Origin of the sequence: Sneathiella glossodoripedis JCM 23214, from assembly GCF_000616095.1 — a bacterium.
GTDB classification, from domain to species: domain Bacteria; phylum Pseudomonadota; class Alphaproteobacteria; order Sneathiellales; family Sneathiellaceae; genus Sneathiella; species Sneathiella glossodoripedis.
In genome coordinates, this window is sequence record NZ_BAMS01000001.1 from 1,475,033 (window position 1) to 1,497,415 (window position 22,383).

Consider the following 22,383-nt stretch of genomic DNA (forward strand, 5'->3'; position numbering starts at 1 on the left):
GGTAGCGACAGCTACCCCACTTTCTTTTTAGTGTGGAGTATTAACGTGCTGAAACGTGGAATTGCTTTTCTTTTTCTGTTTCTGGCTTTTGGCTCGCCAGCCGCTGTTGGCGAAGAGTCTGAATATGGGGTATTGGTCGACAAACCTGGTGCGGAGGAGACTTATATCTACTGTGCGGCTTGTCATTCCGAAAAAATTGTGGCCCAACAAGGGCTAACCCGAAAGGATTGGGAAGAAGTCCTCGTGTGGATGGTCGAAGAACAGGAGATGGAGCCAATCGAGGAGCCAGATTACAGCATAATTCTGGATTATCTGGCAAAACATTACAATGTGGATCGCCCAAATTTTCCCAATAAATAATCTGCTTTAATCAAACGCAAGGGTGGGCTTGTTCATATGCATCCCGCATTGCAATTTGCAGTTTATCATCTTTATCGATCTGCTCGCGTTGCAGGTCAGCATGTATGTATCGTGCAATTGACTTGAACCGGTCTTTATCCATAGCACTTGCCAATAACGCAAATTCTGTCTGCCCCCTGAACCACTTGGCGACAAGTAGTCTTTCCGGGTTTTCCAAATCATATTCTATGGAGCTATTGTCGTTTGTTACACCGTTTTGAGTACCAATTAGTGTTAGGCGACAGCCACGCTGCCCCCTGTAATGAGCAGAAAAAACACCCCTGTCGCCAATTTGTCTAAAGCTGGTGTCAGCCAGTTGCAGATTTGTCGCTCGCAGATCAGGCACATGAAATTCACCAATTGAAGTGCTTGAAACATGCAGTCTGGGGGTTTCAGATTTAAGAATGTATGTCTGAGCGGCAAATTGTGTGTGAATTAGTTCTGGGTTCAGATATTTACGTTCTGAGTAATATTGCCAACCCCAGGCTCCGATCCCAATGGCCACTATTATGGAAGCGGCAATTGCATGTTTGTACCATGGAATAACGTGAGAGCTTGATCGTGGCTCGGTATGTTCAGGTTGTGGCTGCAGATTTTGTAACGCTCTCTTGAGCGCAAGTATCTTGTCCAACTCGCGTCTCAGATCGGCATTTTCGGACAGTCGCCTCTCAAGTTCAGCGGAACTGGTGTCTGATAATTCACCATCAGCATACGCATTGAGCTGTTCCCAATCTGACTCACTGATTGCCATTTCGTTTTACCTTAACTTTAAAACTCTTTACGTTCGTGGTTTCAATTTTGCCAAGCAGTGCTGAACGGGCCCTGCTGACGCGGCTCATGATTGTTCCTTCCGCCACACCCAGAACAATTGCCGCTTCTGCATATTTAAATCCCAAAACATCAATTAAATACAGGATCTCTCTGTCCCGTGCAGTCAGATTTTCCAACGCTTGTCGAACCAGAATTTCCTCAAGAACTTTGGGATGCTCAACGGGAGATCCGCTATATAAACGGCTGACATCGTCAAAATATTCCGCTGCATTTGCCTCGCGTCGTTTCACATCAATATAGGTATTCCGAATAATGCGAAAGAGCCAGGGTTTCAGTTCGTCTTTGCTTTTTGGAATCCGCTTTGCTGATAATGCTTTTTTGACGGCCTCCTGAACCAGATCGTTCGCCTCATCCTCATTACGACATAGCGCGAGTGAATAAGCCTTCAGATCGGGCAGATGTGAGGTGAGTTTACGGCGAACAAACATGTCGCCAGTATATCTGTATTTGACGGGGGAATATAGGGAAAGTCACCGTCGATAAGTATATTTTCGCACGCTGCTGACAATTTTAATTCAGCGTTCGTCTTTTATTTTCTTTTCGGGTCGCGAGCCACACTCTGAGCCGTAACATGATTTCCTTGTAGTTTAGGAAAATTGGAATGTTGGATGTCGGCAAGGGTTGCTGTGGCTCAAGCGATAATCCAACCAATGGCGTGTTTTCGGGTAACATTTCGCGAACAATCAGCTCGATAGGGCCCAGATGAATTCTATCTCCGCGGCCCATAGAGCTACCAAGTTGCTCGCTTAAATATTCAGCAACAGTCATAGACTGAAAATCGACCGGCACATCAAAGTCATAAATCTCACCAAGACTGACAAGGTGAGTGTCTGCATTGATCTCAAACTCTCCAAAATAATCCAGATCTTCTTCGCTAAGGACAATTTCCCGAGCGAACAATTTGTCAAGCAATGGGACATAGCGAGGTAGGCAAAAATATAAACATAATCGTTTGCTGCCAGTCGACCAGCTTCATGAAATGTAAGGGAGCGATCTTCGCGCAAAATAATCGAAGGGCGGGCCCATTTGGGAATCCTCTCGCCTCTGGCGACCGGGCTGTCTTCAGCAATATGATAGACAACCAGCTCGTGATGAGCATTGGAGGGCAATTCCAGCTCAACCTTGTCTACAACTCCTTGCTGTGGAGGCATGATGAGGCCAAGCTTTCGCGCAAGCGGTCTGATTGTCCACCCCTGACAAAGGAGGGATGTCAGAACAATTACAAATGCGGCGTTGAATAGGGTCTGTCCATTTTCCATCCCATGAAGTATGGGTAAAATCCCCAATAACACTGAAACGGCACCGCGTAATCCAACCCACGACATGAAGGCGGTTTCATTTTGGCTGAATTTGAAAGGCAATAATGAAAGCCAGGTGGCTACAGGGCGTGCAATAAACATCAGGATGAGGCCCACCAGTGTTGCCTGCAGGAAAATTGCCGGAAACTCAGATGGCGTTGCAAGTAGTCCTAGCATCAAAAACATAGTGATTTGTGCCAGCCAGGTCATACCATCTTGGAAGCGCCGAATACCGAGTGCTCCTTGCAGTTTCATATTTCCCATCAATAATCCTGCTACATACACGGCCAGAAACCCGCTACCGCCTATAACGGTTGTCGAACCAAAAATGCACAAAGCCAGAGACAGAATGATGATGGGAAAAAGGGAAGCTTCAAGATTTACGCGGTTCATAATCTGGATAATTGCAAATGCGAAGGTAAGCCCGCAAATCAATCCAAGCCCCATTTGCTGGACAAAAATGTAAAACATTTCAAAGAATTGAAGGGTTGCGGTCGTTTCTGTCGCAGCGGCAAGTTCGACGAGTGTAATTGTCAAAAAAACGGCCATGGGATCGTTCGATCCGGATTCCACTTCCAACGTCGCTTGAATGCGTTCTCTGAGTTCGATATTTCCAACCCTGAGCAGGAAAAATACCGCAGCAGCATCCGTTGAGCCAACGATAGCCCCCAGCAAAAGAGACTCTGTCCAGCTAAGCTTTAGAAAGTAATGAGCCGGAACCGCTGTGATCAGTGCAGTTAATACGACGCCGACCGTTGCCAGCATGACCGCAGGTGCAGCGGCTACCCTAAGCTTTCTGAATTTAGTATTAAACCCACTATCGAAGAGAATTATGGCAAGCGCGATACTGCCGACAAAGTAAGCCAGCCGGGTATCTTCGAATTCGATACCGCCAATGCCGTCTTCGCCAGCAAGCAGTCCGACAAGCAGGAAAAGAAGGAGCAATGGAGCTCCCACCCGAAACGAAATAAGACTTGTAAAGATGGAAATGACGATCAGGCCGGCACCAATTAGCGTCGTCAGGGCGATCGTTTCAATCATTTAACTCATGCTTTCCTGTCTAACAGACCGTTAGTGAAGTGGATGGGAGCCTTTCAATGATCAGTAGGTTAGTTCCAAAAAATGTCAAGAATTTGGATTTGTTTCAATCCGCAAAGCTTCCGTGTCGACCTGCCCCATCAGCAAATCTTTTTGCTCCGACCTGGGCCTCCTTTGCCTGTGCTTCCTGTGCGGCGTCCCACTCAATTTTAAGGGCTTTTGCTTCTTCCAGTCCGGCTTGGCTTATAAGGGCGTGACGATCTGACAACATGGCAAGCTCGGGAAAAGACGCAATCTGATGCGCTAGTTGTTGCGCTTCCTCAAGCGCCTGCCCCTCATCAGTCAGACGGGTCACAAGACCGAGTTCGAGTGCACGGGTGGCATTAATCGGCTCTCCGCTCAACATCATATCCATTGCGGGACCTTCGCCAATTATCCGTGGCAGTCGTGTCGGTGTGCCGTCACTCATGGGGACCCCCCACCTTCTGCAAAAGACACCAAAAACAGCACTTTTTGATGCGATGCGAATGTCACAATATAAAGCGACACCTAGGCCACCAGCAACCGCATGCCCTTCAATAGCAGCAATAATTGGCTTGTCCAGTCGCTTGTGAAGTGGTCCCTCTGGATGGCCTGCCCACGCTTTGTAATCTGCACGTTTTGCAGTTTCCTTTAGGTCTGCGCCGGCACAAAAACTGCCCCCTTCGCCTGTTAGGACCGCCACCTTTTGCGTTTCATCAGCTGCAAAATTTTTTAAATGTTGCGCAAGCTCGGCGCTGGCTTCCTGATCGAGCGCATTTCTGACTTCCGGGCGGTTAATGATTATGGTTGAAACAGGGCCGTTAATCTCAGTTATTATTTTTCTTTTTGGCATATGGGTGCCCCCTTTTAAGATGAATGGAGGCTGAAATATCAGCCTCCGATGATATTTTTTATACGTTACTCAAGATGTGGATGGCTTTATCTGCAACCAGATCTTTGGATTTTTTTCCATAATCTTTCATATGATCGGACACAGCATGAGCCATTAAAGCCTCTTTACTTTCCCATTTTTCCAAAACGGCAAAAGAATCTTCACCAAGTTTAGCCTGAAATGATCCCATTCCTTCTGTGTCGATAGCTGCGCCATATTCAATGCAACCATCTTCTGCCCGCACAGCTGGAACATTTGCATTGAAAAGAGAGAGAAGTTCGTCACGCTTGCCGGGTTTGGCGGTAATGATTGCTACAACATTTATCATCGTTTTATCCTTATTAGTTGATTGTTTGTCGCATTCGATAAAACAATATCAAATGTAGCGCTAAGCACCACTTTAATATTTTTTGCAGGCGGCCACGTATTTACTTGAATGTGTTTTCGTCATTGAATTTGTCGATGGCGATATTGACGGTTTCAATAATTTTACCGTTCACTTCGGAATTCCATATACAGCGAACAGATGTTGCCTTCGTCGTTTGAAACGCTTGGAGATCTTACTCTTTCTTGCTTTCAAAGAGAGACGTAAGAACGCCGCAGGCGGCCATTAGTTCGTCTGGAGTGGGCGGGGCTAATGCAAGCCTCACGAAGTTTGGCGCGTGCCCCCGTGTGACCGCAAATGCGGAACCTGGCGTAATCGCGATACCCAAATCTTTTGCGGCTTGGGCATAGCTTTCGGCCCTCCAATGTGCAGGTAAGTGTATTACCAGATGATACGCAAGAGGGTTCGCTGTAATTCTCAACCTTTTCAACTTCGCCTGAACGAGGGATTGTCGGTTTTGCGCATCAGCACGCTTTTCGGCTATTAGGACTTGCGCGCTGCCATTCAAAAGACATCTCACACCAAACTCAAGGGAGAAGCGTTGTGGTGCCCAAGCGCCTGACTTCAAGGCAGTAGCCATCGGTTCAATTAAATGCTTTGGGACGCTTGCAAATCCGAACGAAAGGCCAGGGGAAATAATCTTTGAAAGACTATTCACGACAATAACTTTGTCGGGTGCAAATGCCGCTAGCGGAGGGGGTGCGTTTTCATCCAGAAACGCATAAATTCTATCTTCCACTGCAACAGGAGCGCCGGGTTGGTTAAGAATTTTAGCGATTTCGGATCTGCGTTGTGCGCTCATAGTGTGGCCTAGTGGGTTCTGTAATGTAGGTTGCAGATAGACCGCATGCAGAGGTGTACCACGATGTATTTGTTCAAGCCGATCCGGACGCATGCCTTCGTTGTCACATGCCACGGGCACCGCTTTTACCCCCAGTCTCGCGGCGATAGCGACTGCAACTGGATAGCTTGTTTCCTCAAACCCAATTCTACCACCTATGGGGGCAAGCGCAGAAAATGCTCCTGCGATCGACTGGCGCCCATTGCCAGAGAATAGAAATGAGTCCGGCTCAGGGTTCCAATCCTGACTGGACGATGCCGTCGCAACGGCACCCTTGGCGTGCTCATCACCCAACACTGTCGCTGCCTGCATCGCGGTGTGTAATACATCATCCCGCGAAGCCAATGTTGCTAGAATTGGTGCGAGCAATTGGTGCTGATCTGGCAGTATTGGATAGTTAGATTCCATATTAATGCTAATCTGTCTTGGTTCAGCCAGCGTGGGTTCATAGCGCGGCGATGTTGCTCGGACGAAAGTGCCACGGCCAACTTCACCGTCGATTAGACCAAGACGTTTGAGTTCAGCATATACCCGCCCCGCTGTAGATGGAGCTATTCCCTTTTCATAAGCGAAAATCCGTTGAGGCGGCAGACGATCTCCAGGAAGGAGGTGGCCTGCAGCGATGTTTGCCGCAACTTCTTTCGCAATCTTTCGATAGTCAGTCATTAAATTGCACCGAGTACATTGTAATTATTGCACCGATATTCAGCATGTGACGTTATCGGTGTTTAGTAAAGTTTGGAATTAAGGAATTTACACCAATGCAGATAGCAATACTCACATTCGATGGCTTCAATGAACTGGACTCTTTTATTGCATCAGGGATTCTCAACAGAATGAGGCCAAAAGGATGGAAAGCATTTATTACCAGCCCATCGGAATCTGTGACCTCTATGAACGGGGTTACTGTTCAGGCAGAGCGACCCTTAGAGTTCGCATCGCGTGCGGATGCGGTTCTTATTGGTAGCGGTATGAAAACACGAGAGATTGTTCAAAATCGGGACCTGCTTGGCCGAATTCGACTTGACCCGGAAAGTCAAATCATCGGAGCGCAGTGTTCAGGAACACTAATCCTCTCCAAACTCGGACTTGTCGATGACTTGCCGGTTTGCACAGACCTCACGACGAAACCCTGGGTCGTCGAAGCTGGTGTTAGAGTGCTTGATCAACCATTCTACGCCAATGGTAATATCGGCACCGCTGGAGGATGCCTCGCGTCTCAATATCTTGCTGCTTGGGTGATAATGCACGGGGGTAGTAGAGAGGATGCGCGGGCAGCTCTTCATTATGTGGCTCCTGTGGGTCAAAAAGATGAGTATGTGACCCGAGCGATCGAAACAGTGAGCTCGTTTCTGCCCAAATGACCTCTTTAATTTGAAAGCGGCAAAGCATCTTTAAAGGTTCTAATTCGAACCTTCACGGATCTAATTTAACGGTAATAGGGATGGAATATTTAGATGTCCCAGTATTTTTTGCAGTGTGTCGTCGCCATTGAATTTGTCGATGGCGATGTTGACGGATTTAATAAATCTATCAGTTTCCTCAGAATTTCGGCACACGAGCCTTACGGGTGTGGCAGTAATCTCATAGGAAACAGAAAGATTGCCGGTGTTGATTGAATAATTTTTCATAGTGATGAAGATATCCGGTGTCCATGCGAGTATCGCATCTACTCTTCTGTTTTTGATGAGCCGGATTTTTGTGTCCTGATCAGGTACCAGCATAACTTTTGCACCTAATGAACGCAGCTTTTCTTCCATATGGGATCCATTCAACAGGGCAACGTTTTTGTTCTTCAGCTCAGAAAGGTCATTTAACTTTGGTTCGTCAATATGGGTGATGACGATATGAGAGCTGTTAAACACAGCGCTGGACTCTAAAAATCTTTCGTTGCTTTGCATAAGTTTGTTTAGCAATTGAGCATCCAGTGCCCAGACACAATCAATCTGGCGGGACTGAAATTCGCGGATTAGTCGGCGCAGGGGAAGGACTTTAAAAGTAAAGTGGTTTTCTTTGCCAGACATAAGTGCATTTAGAATATCAGGGTATATCCCCGTGTTATCCAATGTCTGAATTCCATCGCCAAGCTCTGGTGACGAAATCCTGATAACTTGTTCAGCCTCTTCATTAGAGTAGGCGGGGAAACACGTAAGAAAGATTATGGGTATCATCAATAGAAAACGCATCACCGCTCAATCCATCTTGATAGGTATGGGGGAGTAAGACATTATATTAGTTTTAATTGGAATAATTCAAGAATGAGAGGCTCAAATAAACTGGCCAAACTGAAAACGGGGTGACTTTGAAGTTCTCAAAAGTGAGTCATCGCAGGGCAGAATTTGAAATTCCGGCCGGTTAAATATTTTTCAGATTATTGAAATGTTTAACATTTATTCACTCTCTCGCATTAATAGGACTATATTGTAGTTGTGGGTGAGGGGTGTCGGGGTCCTTCCTGTTTAAATTGGGTCCATCCTTGGCAAGTGGGATATCAGGAAGTCTGATGGTTATAGGGGAAATTATACTTTTTTTATGCATCGCGTTTTGCTTTGTCTTTTTTGCGCTGCGTATGAAACGCTACAGGCGTATTCACAAAGGGGTTAGCTTTATTACAGTTGGGCTTGCACTCGTTGCGCTAGGTGCATTGATCGATGCACTCTTCATGGGGCCAAATATTTTGTATGCCCCTATGGAAATCAGCAAACGTGTATCTGAACTGTATGTGGTGTTCGCCTATTTGCCAGGCACACTTTCGGTTGCGATTGGCGTTGCCGTGTTCTTTCCCGCTGTGTCCCGTCTGACCGAAGAAATTGATAGAAGTGATCAGATTACACGCAGGCTGAAATCACAAGCTGAGGATCTGCAGGCTGCAAAGCGTAGAGCAGAGGCAGCCGAGGATGTTCTTTTTGAAGCACTTGAATCCATCTCGGAAGCCTTCATCATTTTTGATGAGGAAGATCGTGTTGTCGCTTTTAACTCAAGATATCGTGACCTTTTCGAAGATGTCGGCGATGCATTGCAACCGGGCGTGACTTTTGAAGAATTGATCCGCCATCAGGCTGCAGTCCAAAATAGTTTTGACGATCCAGCAGAGCTTGAAGAGTGGATTGAAAAACGCCTAAATGAACACAGAAACCCCGTTGGCTCCCGTGAGCAGGTTTTTGGTAATGGCGATGTTTACCGATTGACTGAGGTTAAAACACCATCTGGTGGGACTGTGGCTGTTCGTACAAACATTACTGATTTGCGAACTCGTGAAAAAGCCTTGAGGGTTATTAACGAACGTCTGCAAGAAGCTCAGTTGGTCGCTCATATTGGGCATTGGTCCTATGATATTAAAAATGACCGCCATGACTGGTCCGATGAAATTTCCCGTATCATGGGCTATGACCCCGATACGCTCGAAGTGAAAACCTCTGCCTATTTAGCGCGGGTACATCCCGAAGATCTTGAGCATATGCGTTCCGTTGTGAGGCAAGCACAGCAAAGTGAACAGGATTACGAACTGGATTATCGGATGGTTCGCCCCAACGGGGAAATTGTCCATGTCCGTGAGATTGGCAGGGTGCAAAAAGACGAAAACGGAGAGACCGAGTTTTACAGAGGAACAATTCAGGACATTAGTGCGCAATATGAGGCTCAGATGGAGCTTCTTGATGCGAAAATGAAAGCTGAAGAAGGGACTAAGGCAAAATCCCTGTTCCTTGCAAATATGAGCCATGAATTGCGAACTCCGCTCAATGCCATTATTGGTTTTGCTGAAGTCATTACAAAAGAAATTTTTGGACCGATCAATAATGACAAATATCGGGAATATTCGGGTAACATTCTGGCATCAGGTCAACATCTGTTGTCTTTGATAAACGATATTCTTGATTTTTCCCGTTTGGAAGCCGGGAAATACGAACTTGAAGAAGAAGACGTCGATGTCCAATCAGTTGTCAAATGGACGGAGCTTTTATTGGCATCCAAGGCGCTGGAGAAGGATATTCGTCTTACCTATGATGTCCCTGATGATTTGATATTTATTGGTGATGAGCGAAAATTCAAACAGGTATTGATCAACCTGACGAATAACGCCATCAAATTCACGCCTAACTCTGGTGAGATCCATATTTTTACTGAAACTCGTCATCCCGCATATTTCAGCCTTTTTGTGAGGGATAACGGAATCGGTATTGAAGAACATGAGCTTGAGATGGTGATGAAACCGTTTGTGCGTACCTTGAACTCTCAAACACGCTCAATTGAAGGTACGGGGCTTGGCCTTCCGCTTTCCAAGTCGATCATAGAGCTACACGGCGGAGAACTGCTGATTGAGAGCCAGATTGATCACGGGACCTGCGTAGAAATCAGGATACCAAAAACACTTTGTAAAAAACTTGCAAAAAGTGCTTGATTTATCTTCCGATTTATCGCAAATGCAGTTTTGACAATTTGATGGACTTAGCCGCTCTACATTTCTACGTGAAATGGGACCTAACATACGGCGACTGATCAGGTTGTTATTTTCGAACAATTTGATATGTCCACCTGTATGCGAGTAGGAAAATCCGTTATGCAGTATGTTAGGCCCTCCCTGAAAGCCGAAGTGTGCAACCAAGGGGTATTTAAAGGACTGAACGTCTATTCTTCAGCAGGTGAAGCAGTGCTTGCGGAGAATTGCAACGACGCTGTCCATATTATATTCCCTGAAAAACTGGCAGAAAAAGCCAGTATCTTCCTGAATAAATTTCCAGGCGACTGTCTGTTCGCCATGAAATCCAACCCCCATCCCGTCGTTCTTGAAACCTTGTGGGATTGCGGTTTGCGCCGGTTCGAAGTCGCGTCATTGCGCGAAATTGAATATGTGACTTCCCATTTTCCGGGCGCTGAAATCTATTTCATGCATCCTATCAAAAGCCGTAAAGCAATCCGTTTCGCTTATGATATGGGTGTGCGCAATTTTGCCTTCGACTGCCTTGAAGAATTGGTCAAGATTGAAGAGGAAACTTTACATGCACCTGATCTGAACCTGTTTTTGCGGGTTCGTGTCGATCAGACAAATGCGGCACATCCTTTGAGCAATAAATTTGGCGCAAGCCTGATGGAAGCTCCTTTGCTGTTGCAACGTGCTGATGCCAATGCTGCAAAAATTGGGGTTACCTTCCATGTGGGTTCGCAGTGCATGGAGCCGGACTCATATGTTCATGCTATCGAGCAGGTTGCCCTCATGCTTGAGCAAAGCGGTGTTGAGATCGATGCTTTGGATGTGGGGGGTGGTTATCCTGTATTCTATCCGGGAATGGAGACCGCTCCGCTCGAAGATTATTTTGCTGCAATCGAAAAGGCGCTAAATGATAACGGTTTCGCGGACCTTCAGATCCTGTGCGAACCCGGCCGGGCACTTGTTGCCGAAAGCGGCGCGGTTGCAGCGCGTGTAGAAATGCGCAAAGATGCGCAGCTATACCTTAATGATGGTACGTACGGATCCCTTTTTGACGCAGGCACACCGGCCTGGTCCTATCCGCTCGAACTGGTGAGTACAGCCGGGGAGGGCGATCCCTCAAAGGGGGTAGTTGCCTTTAAACTGTTCGGTCCAACATGCGATAGCCTTGACGTTATGCATGGTCCCTTTATGCTGCCCGACAGTATCGAAGAGGGCGACTGGATCGTTTTCCACCATCTGGGTGCATATGGCTTTGCCATGCAAACCCAGTTCAATGGCTTTTATTCGGAAACCGCTGTAGCGGTATTGTGAACAGCTTAATCTGCCAACCGTTGGCGTAATTTTAGACAGATTTCCCGGAGCTTGTGATGACAGATACATCAAAGTCAGCCAAGAAGGCTGAACTCCTTTCAAAAACCGTCGAGCATATCGACATTACATCTTTTGACGCCCGCCCGATCGTGAACGCGATGGACAAAATGTCTTTCACTTCACGCGATGTGGCGAGGGCAACCAAGATCCTGAACATGGCGCTCGAAGATAAAGAGTGTTCGCTGATATTGACACTGGCAGGTTCTACATCTGCCGGTGGGTGCATGCATGTCTATCGGGATATGGTTGCCAATGGCATGGTGGACGCCATTGTCGCAACTGGTGCATCTATCGTTGATATGGACTTTTTTGAGGCCCTTGGCTTCAAGCATTATCAGGGTAGTTCAACGGAAGATGATGGGCATTTGCGCGACCTCTATATTGACCGCATCTACGACACTTATATCGACGAGGAAGAACTGCAAAAATGTGATGAAATCACAAAGCAGATCGCTGATGGGCTGGAACGTCGGCCTTACTCATCTCGTGAATATATCTGGGAAATGGGCAAGTGGTTGAAAGACAACGCGGTTAAAAAAGGGTCTCTCATCGAAACCTGCTATGATCACAATGTCCCGATTTTTGTACCCGCTTTTTCTGACTGTTCCGCCGGTTTTGGTCTGGTAAAGCATCAGGTGGAAAACCCCGGAAATTATATGTCGATTGACAGCGTTGCCGATTTCCGTGAACTGACAGATATCAAGATCAAAGCAGGTCGAACCGGTCTGTTTATGATCGGTGGCGGGGTGCCGAAAAACTTTGTGCAGGATACTGTTGTCTGCGCTGAAATTCTGGGGATCGAGGCTGAAATGCATAAATATGCGGTTCAGATCACGGTCGCTGATGTGCGCGATGGTGCCTGCTCTTCGTCAACACTGAAAGAAGCTTCCAGCTGGGGCAAAGTGGAGACAGCTTGGGAGCAGATGGTTTACGCCGAAGCAACAACTGTTGTTCCTCTGATCGCTTCCTCTCTGTACCATGACGGAAAATGGAAAGGCCGTGCAAAACGTGAATTTGCAAAGCTGTTTGAGAAATAATACGCCATGACCGCCAGCTTGAAACTCATGCCCTCAGAGCAGGGCTTTCTGGGATTGGAAGATGCGGACGCCTTCTCTTTTGAGGAGGCGAAAGCCGTGATTGTCCCATTTGGTCTTGAAGCGAGTGTCAGCTATGGCGGTGGCACTGCTTCAGGTCCAGCAGCGATGATCGAGGCAAGTCACCAGGTTGAACTGTTTGATGAGGAGTTTTGGCGTGAGACTTACCGTGATTATGGTGTTGTAACGCTTGAAAATAACCCTGTCGATGGCTCTGACATCCCAGCAGCCCTTTCAACACTGGAAGGGCTGACCCGATCTGTCTTGGATGCTGGTAAATTTCCACTTGTTTTTGGTGGGGAACATAGCATTACACCCGGGGCCATTAGACCATTTTTGGATCGGTACCCGGATCTGATTGTGCTGCATTTCGACGCCCATGCAGATCTTCGTGATGGATATGAAGGGGAGCATTACTCCCACGCTGCTGCTATTCGGCGTGTGTTAGATCACGAAGACTTGCCCATTGTCTCTGTCGGAATTCGCAATATCTCGGCAGAGGAAATTCCGTTCCTTGAAGCCAACCGGCACCGGATTACAATTCATTGGGGTAAGGATCGTCAAAGTTGGAATGTGGATGAAATTGTTGCGCCTTTAAAAGGCCGGCCAATTTATTTGACCTTTGACCTTGATGGTTTTGACAGCTCGCTGATGCCGGCAACCGGCACGCCGGAGCCGGGCGGCGTTTTTTGGGATGATGCAATGAATATCATTCGGGCCGCATCAAAACTTGGAACTATCGTTGGGGCGGATATTAACGAACTTGCACCGATGAGTGGGTTTCACGCTCCCGATTTTCTGGCAGCAAAACTAGCTTATAAAATTCTGAGCTTTTCACTCTGTAAAAGCTGATTTGCTAATTAATCCAGGCGAATATGTATCCTGCACATAGGGATCCAATGAGTGCTAGTGAAATATAAAGCGCAAACGGTTTTAGTTTGAGTACTGGGGCGATGGCAAGTGCGCCCCAGATACTGACAACACCTCCCGAAACAAGAAATGCAAGCGCAGCACCGGAGGACATACCATTTTCAATCAATCCTCGGGTGAACGGAAGAGCTGCGTATCCATCAATATAGGCGGGCGCCCCGATAAATACTGCCGCTGGTATCGACCACCACTGATCTTCCCCCAGATAATCTGCCACTGCGCCGGGAGAGAGCAGTGAGTTGAGTGCATATTCTGCCGCAAATGCTGGGATCAGGCAGGTCAGGATAAGTCTGGAGGTTGAGATGAACTGCCGAATAAATGCCTGTTGTCTATCCACATCCCTCCAAATATTTGCTTTAAAGGCTTATCGCTTCCACAACGGGATGCAGCAAGCTGATGTGCCAGCCGATTATCGCGCAATGCGTTCAATGCCCACTCCCGTTTGGAGAAAAAGGAAGTCACCACACCGCCTAAAATTCCCAGTCCAAATGCAGCGGTCGTTTTGCCAATCGCAAAAACTGGGCCAAGGGTCGCTGCGGTTGTCATCAACATTGCCGGATCAGTAATAGGTGAGGACAGCCAAAATGCCATTACCGGCGCCAAAGGGACGCCCGCTGTCAAAAGTCCTGCCATCAAGGGGAGCACTGTGATGCCACACACAGGCGTAATTGCTCCTATCATTGAAGCTGCAATTACAGTCTGAACAGTTCTTCCTTCAAATACTGCGGCGACTTGGGCGTCTGCGCCGCTTGCGATTATCCAAGCTGCAATCACAATTCCCGGTATGACAAGTGGTGCTATATCAAGCAACCCAATAGCCACAAACTGCAAAGTATTTAACGCTTGTTCAGGAAAGGCCAGCACGCCATAAATGACAGCCAATACACCGACTGCCCAAAGGGTAGTTTTGGGTAGCGACCATTTTCGAATTGCAACTGGTTCCGACATCTCAAGGCTCCTTTTGCCTTGCAAACTACGGCAGACTGTTTCATTTATAAAATGAATAGTTTGAATTTCAGATATTGGAAAAATTAATGGATCGACTGGAAAGCGACTTGCTTCGAACCTTTGTCGAGGTTGCGAAGGCAGGCAGTATTACCGAAGGCGCTGAGCGGATTGGGCGTTCACAGTCCGCGACAAGTCTGCAAATCAAGCGCCTGGAAGAGATATTGGGCTCACCCGTCTTCTACCGTCATGGCCGAGGGATTGTTTTAAGCGAAACAGGACGCCTTCTGCTGCCAGTAGCAAATGATGTGACAGATCGCCTGGAGAGAACCGTTCGTGATTTAACCTCCAGAAAAATAGAAGGGAAATTGAGGCTCGGCATACCGGATGATCATGGGCGTGCGCGGCTGGTTCGTATCCTTGCTGCGTTTAGCGAGCGGCATCCATTGGTCGAGCTGGAGGTTACTTGCGCTCTTAGTGCGGATTTCCCTGATGCACTGAAAAAGGGTCGGCTCGACCTTGCGATCTATGAAGTCAGTGCCCCCTCCGAACATGAAGAGCTTTTGTTTGAAGATCCAACTGAATGGGTAACTTTGGCTGGCCGGGATTTTGCAAAAATTGAAATTTTGCCGATCGCCTTGTTTGATCATGCCTGCTGGTGGCGAGAGGCCGCTTTGAAATCGCTGGACCAGTCGGGCAGGCCTTATCGAATTGTATATTCCAGCCAGAGTGTATCAGGTATCACCGCGGCCGTAGAGGCTGGCATTGCAATTGGTTTGCTCGGGTGTTCTTCCCTTAACCGGGGGCTCGCGCGTCTTGACCGAAATATCGGGCTTGGTCCAACACCGACTTCAAAGCTGGTTATGGCAGAGAATACCTCAGCCCCTCAGGATCCGCTGATTACACTCAAAAGCGCTATACGGGAGGCATTTTCCGCCATAGACACATGAGTGCGCTCATCGAAGAGTATATTGTGCTCATTACCAATGGTGTGATTGCACAGATTTTGCCTTTAATAGGGGCCGGGGGTACATTCGCATACTGACATTTTTCCCCAGACGGTTGTCCACCACTCGCCATTCCAACTGGCATTGTATTTCTTGCAGGTGGGCGGACATTTTTTTGGAGCATCGACTGCGTTGTTCCAGATGGGGCCTGCTTTCGCTACAAATCTATTCTGGATATCAAACACGGCTATTTCAGCTGTAGGCTCCGATGCTTCAACACCTTTACCCGTTGGATCCGAATATCCGCTAGTCCCGCAATAGTAGGAAGGCAGGTACTTACCATATTCACGCGTCCCTACAGCGTTTGATCCAATGACAAACGCAGTGGAAAGGAAGCTTGCCGCCTGTTCAGCAAAGCCTGTCGCGTTAAAACCATTCTTACCGCATTCCTCCATCGTACCCGCTGTTACGCCCCACGGGACAATGACAAATTCAGGTTCCAGCTTTTTTAATGCTTTTATTGCCGTTCCGGGATTGTATTCGCTGGGCACATAGGCGTCAGCACAGACCATTAGCGATGTTTTTCCAAATGGTGTTTGCACGGTTTTGACATCTGATATCGGTCCGGGCATGTAACTGCATTGATCTTCATTCAGTATTTTCCTGCAATCTTCCGGATTGAATGCATTTTTCAGGACATTGAATTTACGGTGGTGAATAACAATCTCACCCTGCGGGCTAACCAATATCCCTGAGTCATAGGCGTAATACGCATCTGGCAGAGAACCTTCACCTGCTTTGGGCCCCTTTTCAGCGAGGCCAGCAGCTACCCAGATTCCGATAGTTTTTGCAATGTCCACAAATTGGTCGCTATGTCCTCCCGGAATGGGCTCGGCTTTGGTAAAAATCTCAGGATTAAGCCAACCGAATACCGAACTTTCCGGGAATACCACTAACTGGGCGCCTTCTTCTTTCGCTTTCATCGCGAGCATCTTCATTTTTTGAAAATTACCCGCATCAGCAGATTGTAGCTGTATCGCAGCAACTTTGACTGATATAGGCAAGGTTTTAGAATGGAGTGTGCCAGTTGAAAGGAAAATGATTGCAAGAAAGGATAGAAAAATTTTCATGTTACTCTCCTTTATCTGAGTTGATATCTGACTGAGGGAAAGCAACAGAAGCGTTAATCGTCATGGACGCAGAAACAGACCTGCAAGATTGGATAGCAATCTGATTGAAACCTATGTGGGTAATTTAATAATATCAATTCAATTATGGTACCGGTATACAACAACGCGTAGAATTTTAAAATACAAATATCTAATATTTGTGCGGGTGGGGCCTGTTCGCCGCAATTTCACCCCAATATTGCCCTTCATTCGGTATAGAACAGCCGTAATTGAATTCGATACTGCAATCCTCAACAGATGGGGATGATGCAGATGAAAACTTCGATTGAAGCAGGGGAACGACGAGCGGTGTCCGGGTGGCTGATAGCGGCAGATAATCCGATAGTCAAAGGCTGGAACAAATTTTTACAATTACTTCTCTGTCTGAACCTTTTGGGAATTACGGCACTTTGGGCATGTAGTGCCTTCGCAGATTCCCGATCAGGAAGCGAGCTTGTCTTTCGCACTGTGGCGAGTGAGACGATGAGCGAACAGGTTATCCCGTCGATGGCACTAGCGACAAAAATATCATCTGTAGTCACAGGTCACATCATCCGTACAACGGTAACACAGGAATTTCAGAACCCTACCCGTCATTGGGTGGAAGGGGTTTATTATTTTCCTCTTCCTGATGACGCGGCCGTTGATTCAATGACCCTCAAGATCGGAGAAAGGGTTATCAAATCAGAAATTCAGGAGAAAGAAGAAGCCCGTAAAACCTTCGCCAAAGCTGCGGCATCGGGAAAAGTAGCGGCCTTATTGGATCAATATCGGCCCAATACGTTTTCTACCAAGGTTGCCAATGTTGAACCGGGCGGATCTGTAACTGTTGAAATTTCCTTTCAATCTCTAGCGAAACAGGACGGACCGCTGTTTCGGTATGTTATGCCGCAAACTATCACGCCCCGCTATAATCCCGGTCGCGGTGACGATCGATCGATACCGGAAACAGTCAACGGTGATTTCACTCCGCAAAATGAATTTTCAATTATCGTAAAAAATGGTGCTCAATTGGCTGATCTCTCAAGCAGCAGTCATATGGTGATCCATAAAAAAATGCCTAACGGAGACATTCGTCTTTTCCTTGAGGGCGGTACTATACCGACCAGTAAGGATTTTGTTCTTGAGTGGCGTTACGCTGAAGAAGCGACAACGAAGGCAATTCTTTTCAAAGAAGAAGCGGATGGTGCACATTATTTGCTGGGAATTATCCCGCCGCCATCTCCCGCGCAGGATCAATCTGTAAAGCGAAGAGATATCACATTTATACTGGATGTGTCTGGGTCCATGCAGGGTGATGGGCTCGAACAGGGGAGGGAGGCACTTCTGCAGGCATTAGATCTGCTGAAGCCTGTAGATCGTTTTCAGATTGTAATTTTTAACGACAATTATCAGACATTCTTTCAAAACTCTGTTCCAGCTTCTTCTGTGAATTTAGGAATAGCCCGTGAGCGTATAGCAGGATTGACAGCGGAACGAGGAACGGAAATGTATCCTGCTCTGCAGGCAGCGCTAAGCCAGCCGTGGGATAGGAATTTTGATCGCCAGATTGTTTTTTTAACAGATGGTGCCGTCACTAACGAAGAAGAGTTGTTCGCGTTGGTCAACGAACAATTGGGGGATGCACGTCTGTTCACTGTGGGATTGGGGGCAGCGCCAAATAGTTGGTTCATGCGAAAATCTGCCGAGTTTGGCCGGGGGTTAAATGTTCAGATTGTTGATATTGCACAGGCGGCATCTATTTTGACTGATTTGTTCGAAGATATTTCGAGCCCTAGCCTTCGTAATATTCAACTGGAGTTGGGGCAGGGAGCCGATAGTTATCCGAAAATTTCCCCTGATCTATATGGTGATCGGCCCACTATTTTTTTGAGCCGCATTCCACACGAAAATTTGAAACCGTCTCAAAAATTTCAGCTACTCGCGGAAACTGCCAATAAAGACAAATTGTCAATTGATATGAATTCGGTTCCCTTGCAGGAACAAGCTGGTATCGCAAAGCTTTGGGCCAGGTACAAAGTTGAAGGATTGATCGATGCAAAAGCTCGCGGGATGGATGCTGACATTGTGCGCGAAGGAATTCTAGACGTAGCCTTACGGCACCAGATCATGAGCCCTTATACAAGTTTTGTCGCTGTCGATAAAACGCCTAGACGTGTTCAGGACGATTTCCTGAAAAAAGCAGGTTTGGATGCTTCGGCACCTGCGGATCTGGTTGCGAGTGCAACCCATGTTCAAACCTTAGCAACTGCAACGCCGATGAAAAAATATGCTGTTTTTGGGATTATCGCCATCATATCGGCAATATTACTGCATATCTTCCTGATGAAAGGAGGTGTTCGCAGATGATCCGTGTCCTTCTTGTCGCTGGAATGGTGGTTTTGGCGGCTCTTGGTGTTTGGCAATTGGGTAAGGCGGGATTACTCGCAGCAAAGGCATGGGCTGCCCCGGTTCTTATCGAAAAGGCCTTTAACCGATTTGATCAAAATGGAGAACCCGCGCTTCCCTGGCCGTGGGCTGATAGCTACCCGGTAGCTACATTGGAATTTCCAAAGCAGAGGATAAAGCGCTTCATTCTGTCAGAGAGAAATATGCGCAATCTGGCATTTGCGCCTTCTTTGCAGGAAATAGCCGGCCATAATGTGATCTTTGCTCATCGTGATACTCATTTTGCTTTTTTACGCGATATCGAACTCGATGATGTAATGAGTTTTCGTAAAGCAGGTGATGCAAGCCAATTATGGCAGGTCAACAGGGTTCAGATTGTTAGAAAAGACGAATTATATATTCCCGATAACCTGCAAGATGAGCTTATTCTGCTCGTAACCTGCTATCCTTTTGAAGGTTTTGACGCAGGTGGGGACTTGCGGTATGTGGCGTGGCTGTCCAAATCCGCAACTTAGTTCAAACCTGCTTTCAGTATTTTTGGTTGGCTTATTCAATCATAGTGAATAAACCACTCCTGAACTCTTTGTTAAGTCTTTAAATTTAAACAATAGGGTGATGCCGAAGCGACATTTGTCACGGTTTTGACACTGTTGGCGTTTAGGCATGGTTAGGCCATTGGGGGCTTGGGGTCAGGATTAGGGAAAAGTCGTGTCATTCTTACACATACTGGTATTGGCAGCGGTTCAGGGGATTACAGAATTTCTTCCTATTTCCTCCAGTGGTCATCTGTTACTCGTCCCTTTACTCACTGACTGGCAGGATCAAGGAATTGAACTTGATATTGCAACGCATGTGGGATCCTTGCTTGCTGTTATTCTCTATTTTCGTGCTGATATCTTTCGAATGGGAAAAGCTTTGGCAGGTGTTGGTTCAGCTGATGATGTCATAGGGGGGCGTCAGCTGTTTTTTCACACTGTTGTCGGCTCAATACCAGTTGTAATTGCCGGCGCAATCTTGCTGTTTATTGTGAAAATTGACTTACGATCACTGCTATTGATTGCAATGACAACACTCTTTTTCGGCCTGGCACTCGGTGTCGCTGATTATTTTTTCAAGGGCAGGCGAAGTCTGCGTGAGATGAATAGCTGGGACGCTCTTTTTATCGGAATTTTTCAGATATTTGCGCTTTTTCCCGGAACAAGCCGTTCGGGTGTCACCATGACGGCTGCGCTCATTCGCGGGCTGGACCGAACAACTGCCGCTCATTTTTCCATGCTGCTCTCTATTCCTGTAATATTTGCCGCTGGCATCGCCGCCACGTACAAGAGTCTCATAGGGGGCGATTTTTCTTTTGGACTGGCGGCGCTATTGGCAGCCGTTGTATCCTTTGTAATTGCTTATCTCGTGATCAGGACACTCATGGTGTGGATCAATAAAATTGGCTTTATGCCGTTTGTAATTTACCGGATTATTCTGGGTGGGGCACTGCTTGCAATTTACGCTACAGCTTAAGTTTAGATAATTTATTTTACCAGTATCCCTTGTAAATACATTCGGGCATTCTTATGTATTGTCGAGCCTGCTTGCAAGGGGATTGAAATTGTCAGCATTAAAACGGCTTTCCAAAACTATTGTTACAGTAACGCTCGCGTGCTCTGCATCGGTGACGTTGATGGTGCACGCCATCGCAGCGCAACCCTTGAAGTTACGTCACACGGTATATCTGGGTGGCTTGTATCTGGGCAGCGTGACAACTGATATTGAGCAGTCTGACAACAATTATCTCATTCGCACTGATGTTGTGTCGAGTGAGGGGATGAGCTGGCTGTTCAAATGGACTGCCAAAGGGGTTTCGCAAGGGGCTTTTGATCAAGATAAACTGACACCTGTCTTGCATTCTCATCTCAGTCAATGGAAAGACAAGAAGCGGGGGGCGGATTTATCTTTTAACGAAACCGGTGATGTTTCGGCATCGCTTGTTGGAAAGAAATACACTGACCTGAAAAAATATACGCCAGTCGATCCCGCATCCCTAAAGGGCAGTATGGATCCACTGTCAATGATACTTGCTGCATTGTCACGATATGAAGAAACGGGAAGTTGTAGTGGGTTTTATCCGGTTTATGATGGTCGGCGGCGCTATGACGTGTTGCTAAGTGATGGTGGTGTCCGTCAGTTTAATTCCTCCTCCTATTCTGTTTTTGCAGGAGAGGCTTACGGATGTCGGTTTGATGTTGTTGAAAAAGGCGGGTTCCGAAGGGAGAAATCTTATGAAATTGAAGATCCCTCTGATCTTGTCGTGTGGGTAGCGGCACCTGCAGCGAACGCCCGCCCTGTTCCTGTGCGTATGGAAGTGAAAACGTCGTTTGGTATGTTGGAGCTGCACTTGGATAAGTATGATTTTGGTGACTTGCAGCTCGCCAGTAAGAATTCCAGATAATCCTGTTTTCTAAAATATGGAGGGGCGCCGTGCTGCTAAGCCCGCATTTCTCGCTCGCGGAATTATGCCGGAGCAAAACCGCTGATCTGTGCAATATTCAAAACCGGCCAGAGGAGATACAAATTCGTGCACTTGCTCTGTTGGCAAAACATATTCTCGAGCCGGTTCGATCCGCATTTCGCATTCCCTTTACACCAACAAGTGCTTATCGTTCGTCCGCGTTAAACCGTATGTTGGGATCTTCCGATCACTCTCAGCACGTAAAAGGGGAAGCGGCGGATATTAAGCTTGCTGGCGTTAGCACTTTCGATCTGGCGCGCTGGATCCGCGATAACCTGGTGTTCGATCAGCTTATACTGGAATGTGTTACGCCGGGACGAGAGCAAAGTGGCTGGGTCCACTGCTCCTTCAGTGCAAAGCAGGCCCGCGGTGATGTACTGACCTATGCTCGCGGTGAATATATCAGGGGGTTAGTTTTAACCGGTTAGACGACTTGATATCCTTAAGAACGATATTGGACCTGACATGTGCGATGCCCGGTAAGCGAAACAGAAATTCATCCAGAAACTGATTAAAGGCATTGATATCTTTAACCGCCACCCGCAGGTGATAATCTGCATCGCCTGTCGTTGCAAAACATTCAAGTATTTCCGGCCGGTCAGAAATCGCATTCGTAAATGTTGTTACAGTATGCTCTTCCTGCCTCGATAGGCTGACATGCACAATGGCGGAAAAACCAAGTCCTGCGATGTTTCTATCCAGTACAGCGTGATATCCGGTAATCAGGCCGATTTCCTCAAGGCTTTTTATACGTCGCCAGCAAGAGGACGCTGACAGTCCCAGATCCGCGGCCAATTGCGCGTTGCTCAGGCGGCAGTCATCCTGAAGACGTTCCAGAATTTGTTTGTCTATATCATCAAGCATTCTTTTAATTTACAGGATTTTGAATGATTTTGTCAAAATAC

24 protein-coding genes are annotated in these 22,383 nt (G+C 47.1%); 12 read left to right on the forward strand and 12 right to left on the reverse strand.

The features are described from left to right. The first annotated feature begins 45 nt into the window (after nucleotides 1–45). A complete protein-coding gene (locus JCM23214_RS07370; protein WP_025898398.1) occupies nucleotides 46–360 on the forward strand; it encodes a hypothetical protein in 315 nt (104 codons plus the stop codon). Between the two features lie 10 nt (nucleotides 361–370). On the opposite strand, the gene JCM23214_RS07375 is transcribed toward JCM23214_RS07370, so the two are convergent. The 7 genes from JCM23214_RS07375 to JCM23214_RS07400 all read right to left on the reverse strand — a co-directional run bounded on the left by JCM23214_RS07375 (nucleotide 371) and on the right by JCM23214_RS07400 (nucleotide 6,371). Further along, the gene (locus JCM23214_RS07375; protein ID WP_025898399.1) at nucleotides 371–1,150 is read right to left on the reverse strand and encodes an anti-sigma factor family protein; all 780 of its coding nucleotides are present in this window, start codon (nucleotides 1,148–1,150) and stop codon (nucleotides 371–373) included. Continuing rightward, nucleotides 1,137–1,658, reverse strand: coding sequence for an RNA polymerase sigma factor (locus JCM23214_RS07380; protein WP_025898400.1), 522 nt, complete (start codon nucleotides 1,656–1,658; stop codon nucleotides 1,137–1,139). The genes JCM23214_RS07375 and JCM23214_RS07380 overlap by 14 nt, the downstream gene beginning before the upstream one ends. Nucleotides 1,659–1,740: 82 nt before the next feature. After that, entirely contained in the window at nucleotides 1,741–2,094 is a 354-nt protein-coding gene (locus JCM23214_RS24185) for an HlyC/CorC family transporter associated domain-containing protein (RefSeq protein WP_234397679.1), read from the reverse strand. Continuing rightward, the gene (locus JCM23214_RS19600; RefSeq protein WP_199899381.1) at nucleotides 1,995–3,569 is read right to left on the reverse strand and encodes a potassium/proton antiporter; all 1,575 of its coding nucleotides are present in this window, start codon (nucleotides 3,567–3,569) and stop codon (nucleotides 1,995–1,997) included. The genes JCM23214_RS24185 and JCM23214_RS19600 overlap by 100 nt, the downstream gene beginning before the upstream one ends. A 103-nt stretch (nucleotides 3,570–3,672) precedes the next feature. After that, nucleotides 3,673–4,440: a crotonase/enoyl-CoA hydratase family protein gene (locus JCM23214_RS07390; RefSeq protein WP_025898401.1), complete on the reverse strand. Its 768-nt coding sequence runs from the start codon at nucleotides 4,438–4,440 to the stop codon at nucleotides 3,673–3,675. A 58-nt stretch (nucleotides 4,441–4,498) separates the two neighbouring features. Next, the gene (locus tag JCM23214_RS07395; RefSeq protein ID WP_025898402.1) at nucleotides 4,499–4,807 is read right to left on the reverse strand and encodes a putative quinol monooxygenase; all 309 of its coding nucleotides are present in this window, start codon (nucleotides 4,805–4,807) and stop codon (nucleotides 4,499–4,501) included. A gap of 232 nt (nucleotides 4,808–5,039) precedes the next feature. After that, nucleotides 5,040–6,371 carry an aminotransferase-like domain-containing protein gene (locus tag JCM23214_RS07400; RefSeq protein WP_025898403.1) on the reverse strand — a complete coding sequence of 444 codons (1,332 nt, stop codon included), beginning with the start codon at nucleotides 6,369–6,371 and terminating at the stop codon, nucleotides 5,040–5,042. Between the two features lie 95 nt (nucleotides 6,372–6,466). On the opposite strand from JCM23214_RS07400, the gene JCM23214_RS07405 reads away from it, so the two are divergent. Further along, on the forward strand, nucleotides 6,467–7,069 hold the full coding sequence (locus JCM23214_RS07405) for a DJ-1/PfpI family protein (RefSeq protein ID WP_025898404.1): 603 nt from the start codon (nucleotides 6,467–6,469) through the stop codon (nucleotides 7,067–7,069). A gap of 60 nt (nucleotides 7,070–7,129) precedes the next feature. Here JCM23214_RS07405 and JCM23214_RS07410 read toward each other — a convergent pair whose 3' ends face one another. Next, nucleotides 7,130–7,894, reverse strand: a complete 765-nt coding sequence (locus JCM23214_RS07410) for a substrate-binding periplasmic protein (RefSeq protein ID WP_148301787.1) — start codon at nucleotides 7,892–7,894, stop codon at nucleotides 7,130–7,132. 380 nt (nucleotides 7,895–8,274) lie between these two features. Here JCM23214_RS07410 and JCM23214_RS22260 point away from each other — a divergent pair, with 380 nt between their 5' ends. The 4 genes from JCM23214_RS22260 to speB all read left to right on the forward strand — a co-directional run bounded on the left by JCM23214_RS22260 (nucleotide 8,275) and on the right by speB (nucleotide 13,451). Beyond that, nucleotides 8,275–10,104, forward strand: a complete 1,830-nt coding sequence (locus JCM23214_RS22260) for an ATP-binding protein (RefSeq protein WP_159104315.1) — start codon at nucleotides 8,275–8,277, stop codon at nucleotides 10,102–10,104. Nucleotides 10,105–10,263: 159 nt separating this feature from the next. Next, nucleotides 10,264–11,445: a type III PLP-dependent enzyme gene (locus JCM23214_RS07420; protein ID WP_051548062.1), complete on the forward strand. Its 1,182-nt coding sequence runs from the start codon at nucleotides 10,264–10,266 to the stop codon at nucleotides 11,443–11,445. A 56-nt stretch (nucleotides 11,446–11,501) separates the two neighbouring features. Then, nucleotides 11,502–12,542: a 1,9-bis(guanidino)-5-aza-nonane synthase gene (locus tag JCM23214_RS07425; protein WP_025898408.1), complete on the forward strand. Its 1,041-nt coding sequence runs from the start codon at nucleotides 11,502–11,504 to the stop codon at nucleotides 12,540–12,542. Nucleotides 12,543–12,560: 18 nt separating this feature from the next. After that, nucleotides 12,561–13,451 (forward strand): agmatinase, encoded by an 891-nt coding sequence (gene speB / locus JCM23214_RS07430; RefSeq protein ID WP_025898409.1) that lies wholly within the window; start codon nucleotides 12,561–12,563, stop codon nucleotides 13,449–13,451. Between the two features lie 4 nt (nucleotides 13,452–13,455). On the opposite strand, the gene JCM23214_RS25910 is transcribed toward speB, so the two are convergent. Together JCM23214_RS25910 and JCM23214_RS19610 are read right to left on the reverse strand one after the other, a co-directional pair. Then, the gene (locus tag JCM23214_RS25910; RefSeq protein WP_199899383.1) at nucleotides 13,456–13,866 is read right to left on the reverse strand and encodes a permease; all 411 of its coding nucleotides are present in this window, start codon (nucleotides 13,864–13,866) and stop codon (nucleotides 13,456–13,458) included. Continuing rightward, entirely contained in the window at nucleotides 13,809–14,477 is a 669-nt protein-coding gene (locus tag JCM23214_RS19610) for a permease (protein WP_199899384.1), read from the reverse strand. The genes JCM23214_RS25910 and JCM23214_RS19610 overlap by 58 nt, the downstream gene beginning before the upstream one ends. A gap of 86 nt (nucleotides 14,478–14,563) precedes the next feature. Between JCM23214_RS19610 and JCM23214_RS07440 the strand changes: the two genes are divergently transcribed. Beyond that, nucleotides 14,564–15,424 carry a LysR family transcriptional regulator gene (locus tag JCM23214_RS07440; protein WP_025898410.1) on the forward strand — a complete coding sequence of 287 codons (861 nt, stop codon included), beginning with the start codon at nucleotides 14,564–14,566 and terminating at the stop codon, nucleotides 15,422–15,424. A gap of 62 nt (nucleotides 15,425–15,486) precedes the next feature. Here JCM23214_RS07440 and JCM23214_RS07445 read toward each other — a convergent pair whose 3' ends face one another. Beyond that, entirely contained in the window at nucleotides 15,487–16,551 is a 1,065-nt protein-coding gene (locus JCM23214_RS07445; protein WP_025898411.1) for a nitrilase-related carbon-nitrogen hydrolase, read from the reverse strand. Between the two features lie 312 nt (nucleotides 16,552–16,863). Between JCM23214_RS07445 and JCM23214_RS07450 the strand changes: the two genes are divergently transcribed. The 5 genes from JCM23214_RS07450 (at nucleotide 16,864) to JCM23214_RS07470 (ending at nucleotide 21,906) form a co-directional block, all read left to right on the forward strand. Next, on the forward strand, nucleotides 16,864–18,939 hold the full coding sequence (locus JCM23214_RS07450) for a VIT domain-containing protein (RefSeq protein ID WP_025898412.1): 2,076 nt from the start codon (nucleotides 16,864–16,866) through the stop codon (nucleotides 18,937–18,939). Next, nucleotides 18,936–19,493, forward strand: a complete 558-nt coding sequence (locus tag JCM23214_RS22265) for a sortase domain-containing protein (RefSeq protein ID WP_025898413.1) — start codon at nucleotides 18,936–18,938, stop codon at nucleotides 19,491–19,493. The genes JCM23214_RS07450 and JCM23214_RS22265 overlap by 4 nt, the downstream gene beginning before the upstream one ends. 193 nt (nucleotides 19,494–19,686) lie before the next feature. Continuing rightward, nucleotides 19,687–20,490 (forward strand): undecaprenyl-diphosphate phosphatase, encoded by an 804-nt coding sequence (locus JCM23214_RS07460; RefSeq protein WP_025898414.1) that lies wholly within the window; start codon nucleotides 19,687–19,689, stop codon nucleotides 20,488–20,490. Between the two features lie 88 nt (nucleotides 20,491–20,578). Continuing rightward, the gene (locus JCM23214_RS07465; RefSeq protein ID WP_025898415.1) at nucleotides 20,579–21,418 is read left to right on the forward strand and encodes a DUF3108 domain-containing protein; all 840 of its coding nucleotides are present in this window, start codon (nucleotides 20,579–20,581) and stop codon (nucleotides 21,416–21,418) included. Between the two features lie 29 nt (nucleotides 21,419–21,447). After that, the gene (locus tag JCM23214_RS07470) at nucleotides 21,448–21,906 is read left to right on the forward strand and encodes a D-Ala-D-Ala carboxypeptidase family metallohydrolase (protein ID WP_025898416.1); all 459 of its coding nucleotides are present in this window, start codon (nucleotides 21,448–21,450) and stop codon (nucleotides 21,904–21,906) included. Here JCM23214_RS07470 and JCM23214_RS07475 read toward each other — a convergent pair. Continuing rightward, entirely contained in the window at nucleotides 21,881–22,342 is a 462-nt protein-coding gene (locus JCM23214_RS07475) for an Lrp/AsnC family transcriptional regulator (protein WP_025898417.1), read from the reverse strand. The two genes, JCM23214_RS07470 and JCM23214_RS07475, sit on opposite strands and share 26 nt — an antisense overlap. Nucleotides 22,343–22,383 lie beyond the last annotated feature (41 nt).

What these genes read in the sequence shown, in the direction of transcription:
- JCM23214_RS07450 (WP_025898412.1), top strand. Translation starts at nt 16,864, where the DNA reads ATGAAAACTTCGATTGAAGCAGGGGAACGACGAGCGGTGTCCGGGTGG.
- JCM23214_RS22265 (WP_025898413.1), top strand. Translation starts at nt 18,936, where the DNA reads ATGATCCGTGTCCTTCTTGTCGCTGGAATGGTGGTTTTGGCGGCTCTT.
- JCM23214_RS07400 (WP_025898403.1), bottom strand. Translation starts at nt 6,371, where the DNA reads ATGACTGACTATCGAAAGATTGCGAAAGAAGTTGCGGCAAACATCGCT.
- JCM23214_RS19610 (WP_199899384.1), bottom strand. Translation starts at nt 14,477, where the DNA reads ATGTCGGAACCAGTTGCAATTCGAAAATGGTCGCTACCCAAAACTACC.
- JCM23214_RS07405 (WP_025898404.1), top strand. Translation starts at nt 6,467, where the DNA reads ATGCAGATAGCAATACTCACATTCGATGGCTTCAATGAACTGGACTCT.
- JCM23214_RS19600 (WP_199899381.1), bottom strand. Translation starts at nt 3,569, where the DNA reads ATGATTGAAACGATCGCCCTGACGACGCTAATTGGTGCCGGCCTGATC.
- JCM23214_RS07425 (WP_025898408.1), top strand. Translation starts at nt 11,502, where the DNA reads ATGACAGATACATCAAAGTCAGCCAAGAAGGCTGAACTCCTTTCAAAA.
- JCM23214_RS07420 (WP_051548062.1), top strand. Translation starts at nt 10,264, where the DNA reads ATGCAGTATGTTAGGCCCTCCCTGAAAGCCGAAGTGTGCAACCAAGGG.
- JCM23214_RS07475 (WP_025898417.1), bottom strand. Translation starts at nt 22,342, where the DNA reads ATGCTTGATGATATAGACAAACAAATTCTGGAACGTCTTCAGGATGAC.
- JCM23214_RS07375 (WP_025898399.1), bottom strand. Translation starts at nt 1,150, where the DNA reads ATGGCAATCAGTGAGTCAGATTGGGAACAGCTCAATGCGTATGCTGAT.
- JCM23214_RS07380 (WP_025898400.1), bottom strand. Translation starts at nt 1,658, where the DNA reads ATGTTTGTTCGCCGTAAACTCACCTCACATCTGCCCGATCTGAAGGCT.
- JCM23214_RS07445 (WP_025898411.1), bottom strand. Translation starts at nt 16,551, where the DNA reads ATGAAAATTTTTCTATCCTTTCTTGCAATCATTTTCCTTTCAACTGGC.
- JCM23214_RS22260 (WP_159104315.1), top strand. Translation starts at nt 8,275, where the DNA reads ATGAAACGCTACAGGCGTATTCACAAAGGGGTTAGCTTTATTACAGTT.
- JCM23214_RS07390 (WP_025898401.1), bottom strand. Translation starts at nt 4,440, where the DNA reads ATGCCAAAAAGAAAAATAATAACTGAGATTAACGGCCCTGTTTCAACC.
- JCM23214_RS07440 (WP_025898410.1), top strand. Translation starts at nt 14,564, where the DNA reads ATGGATCGACTGGAAAGCGACTTGCTTCGAACCTTTGTCGAGGTTGCG.
- JCM23214_RS07395 (WP_025898402.1), bottom strand. Translation starts at nt 4,807, where the DNA reads ATGATAAATGTTGTAGCAATCATTACCGCCAAACCCGGCAAGCGTGAC.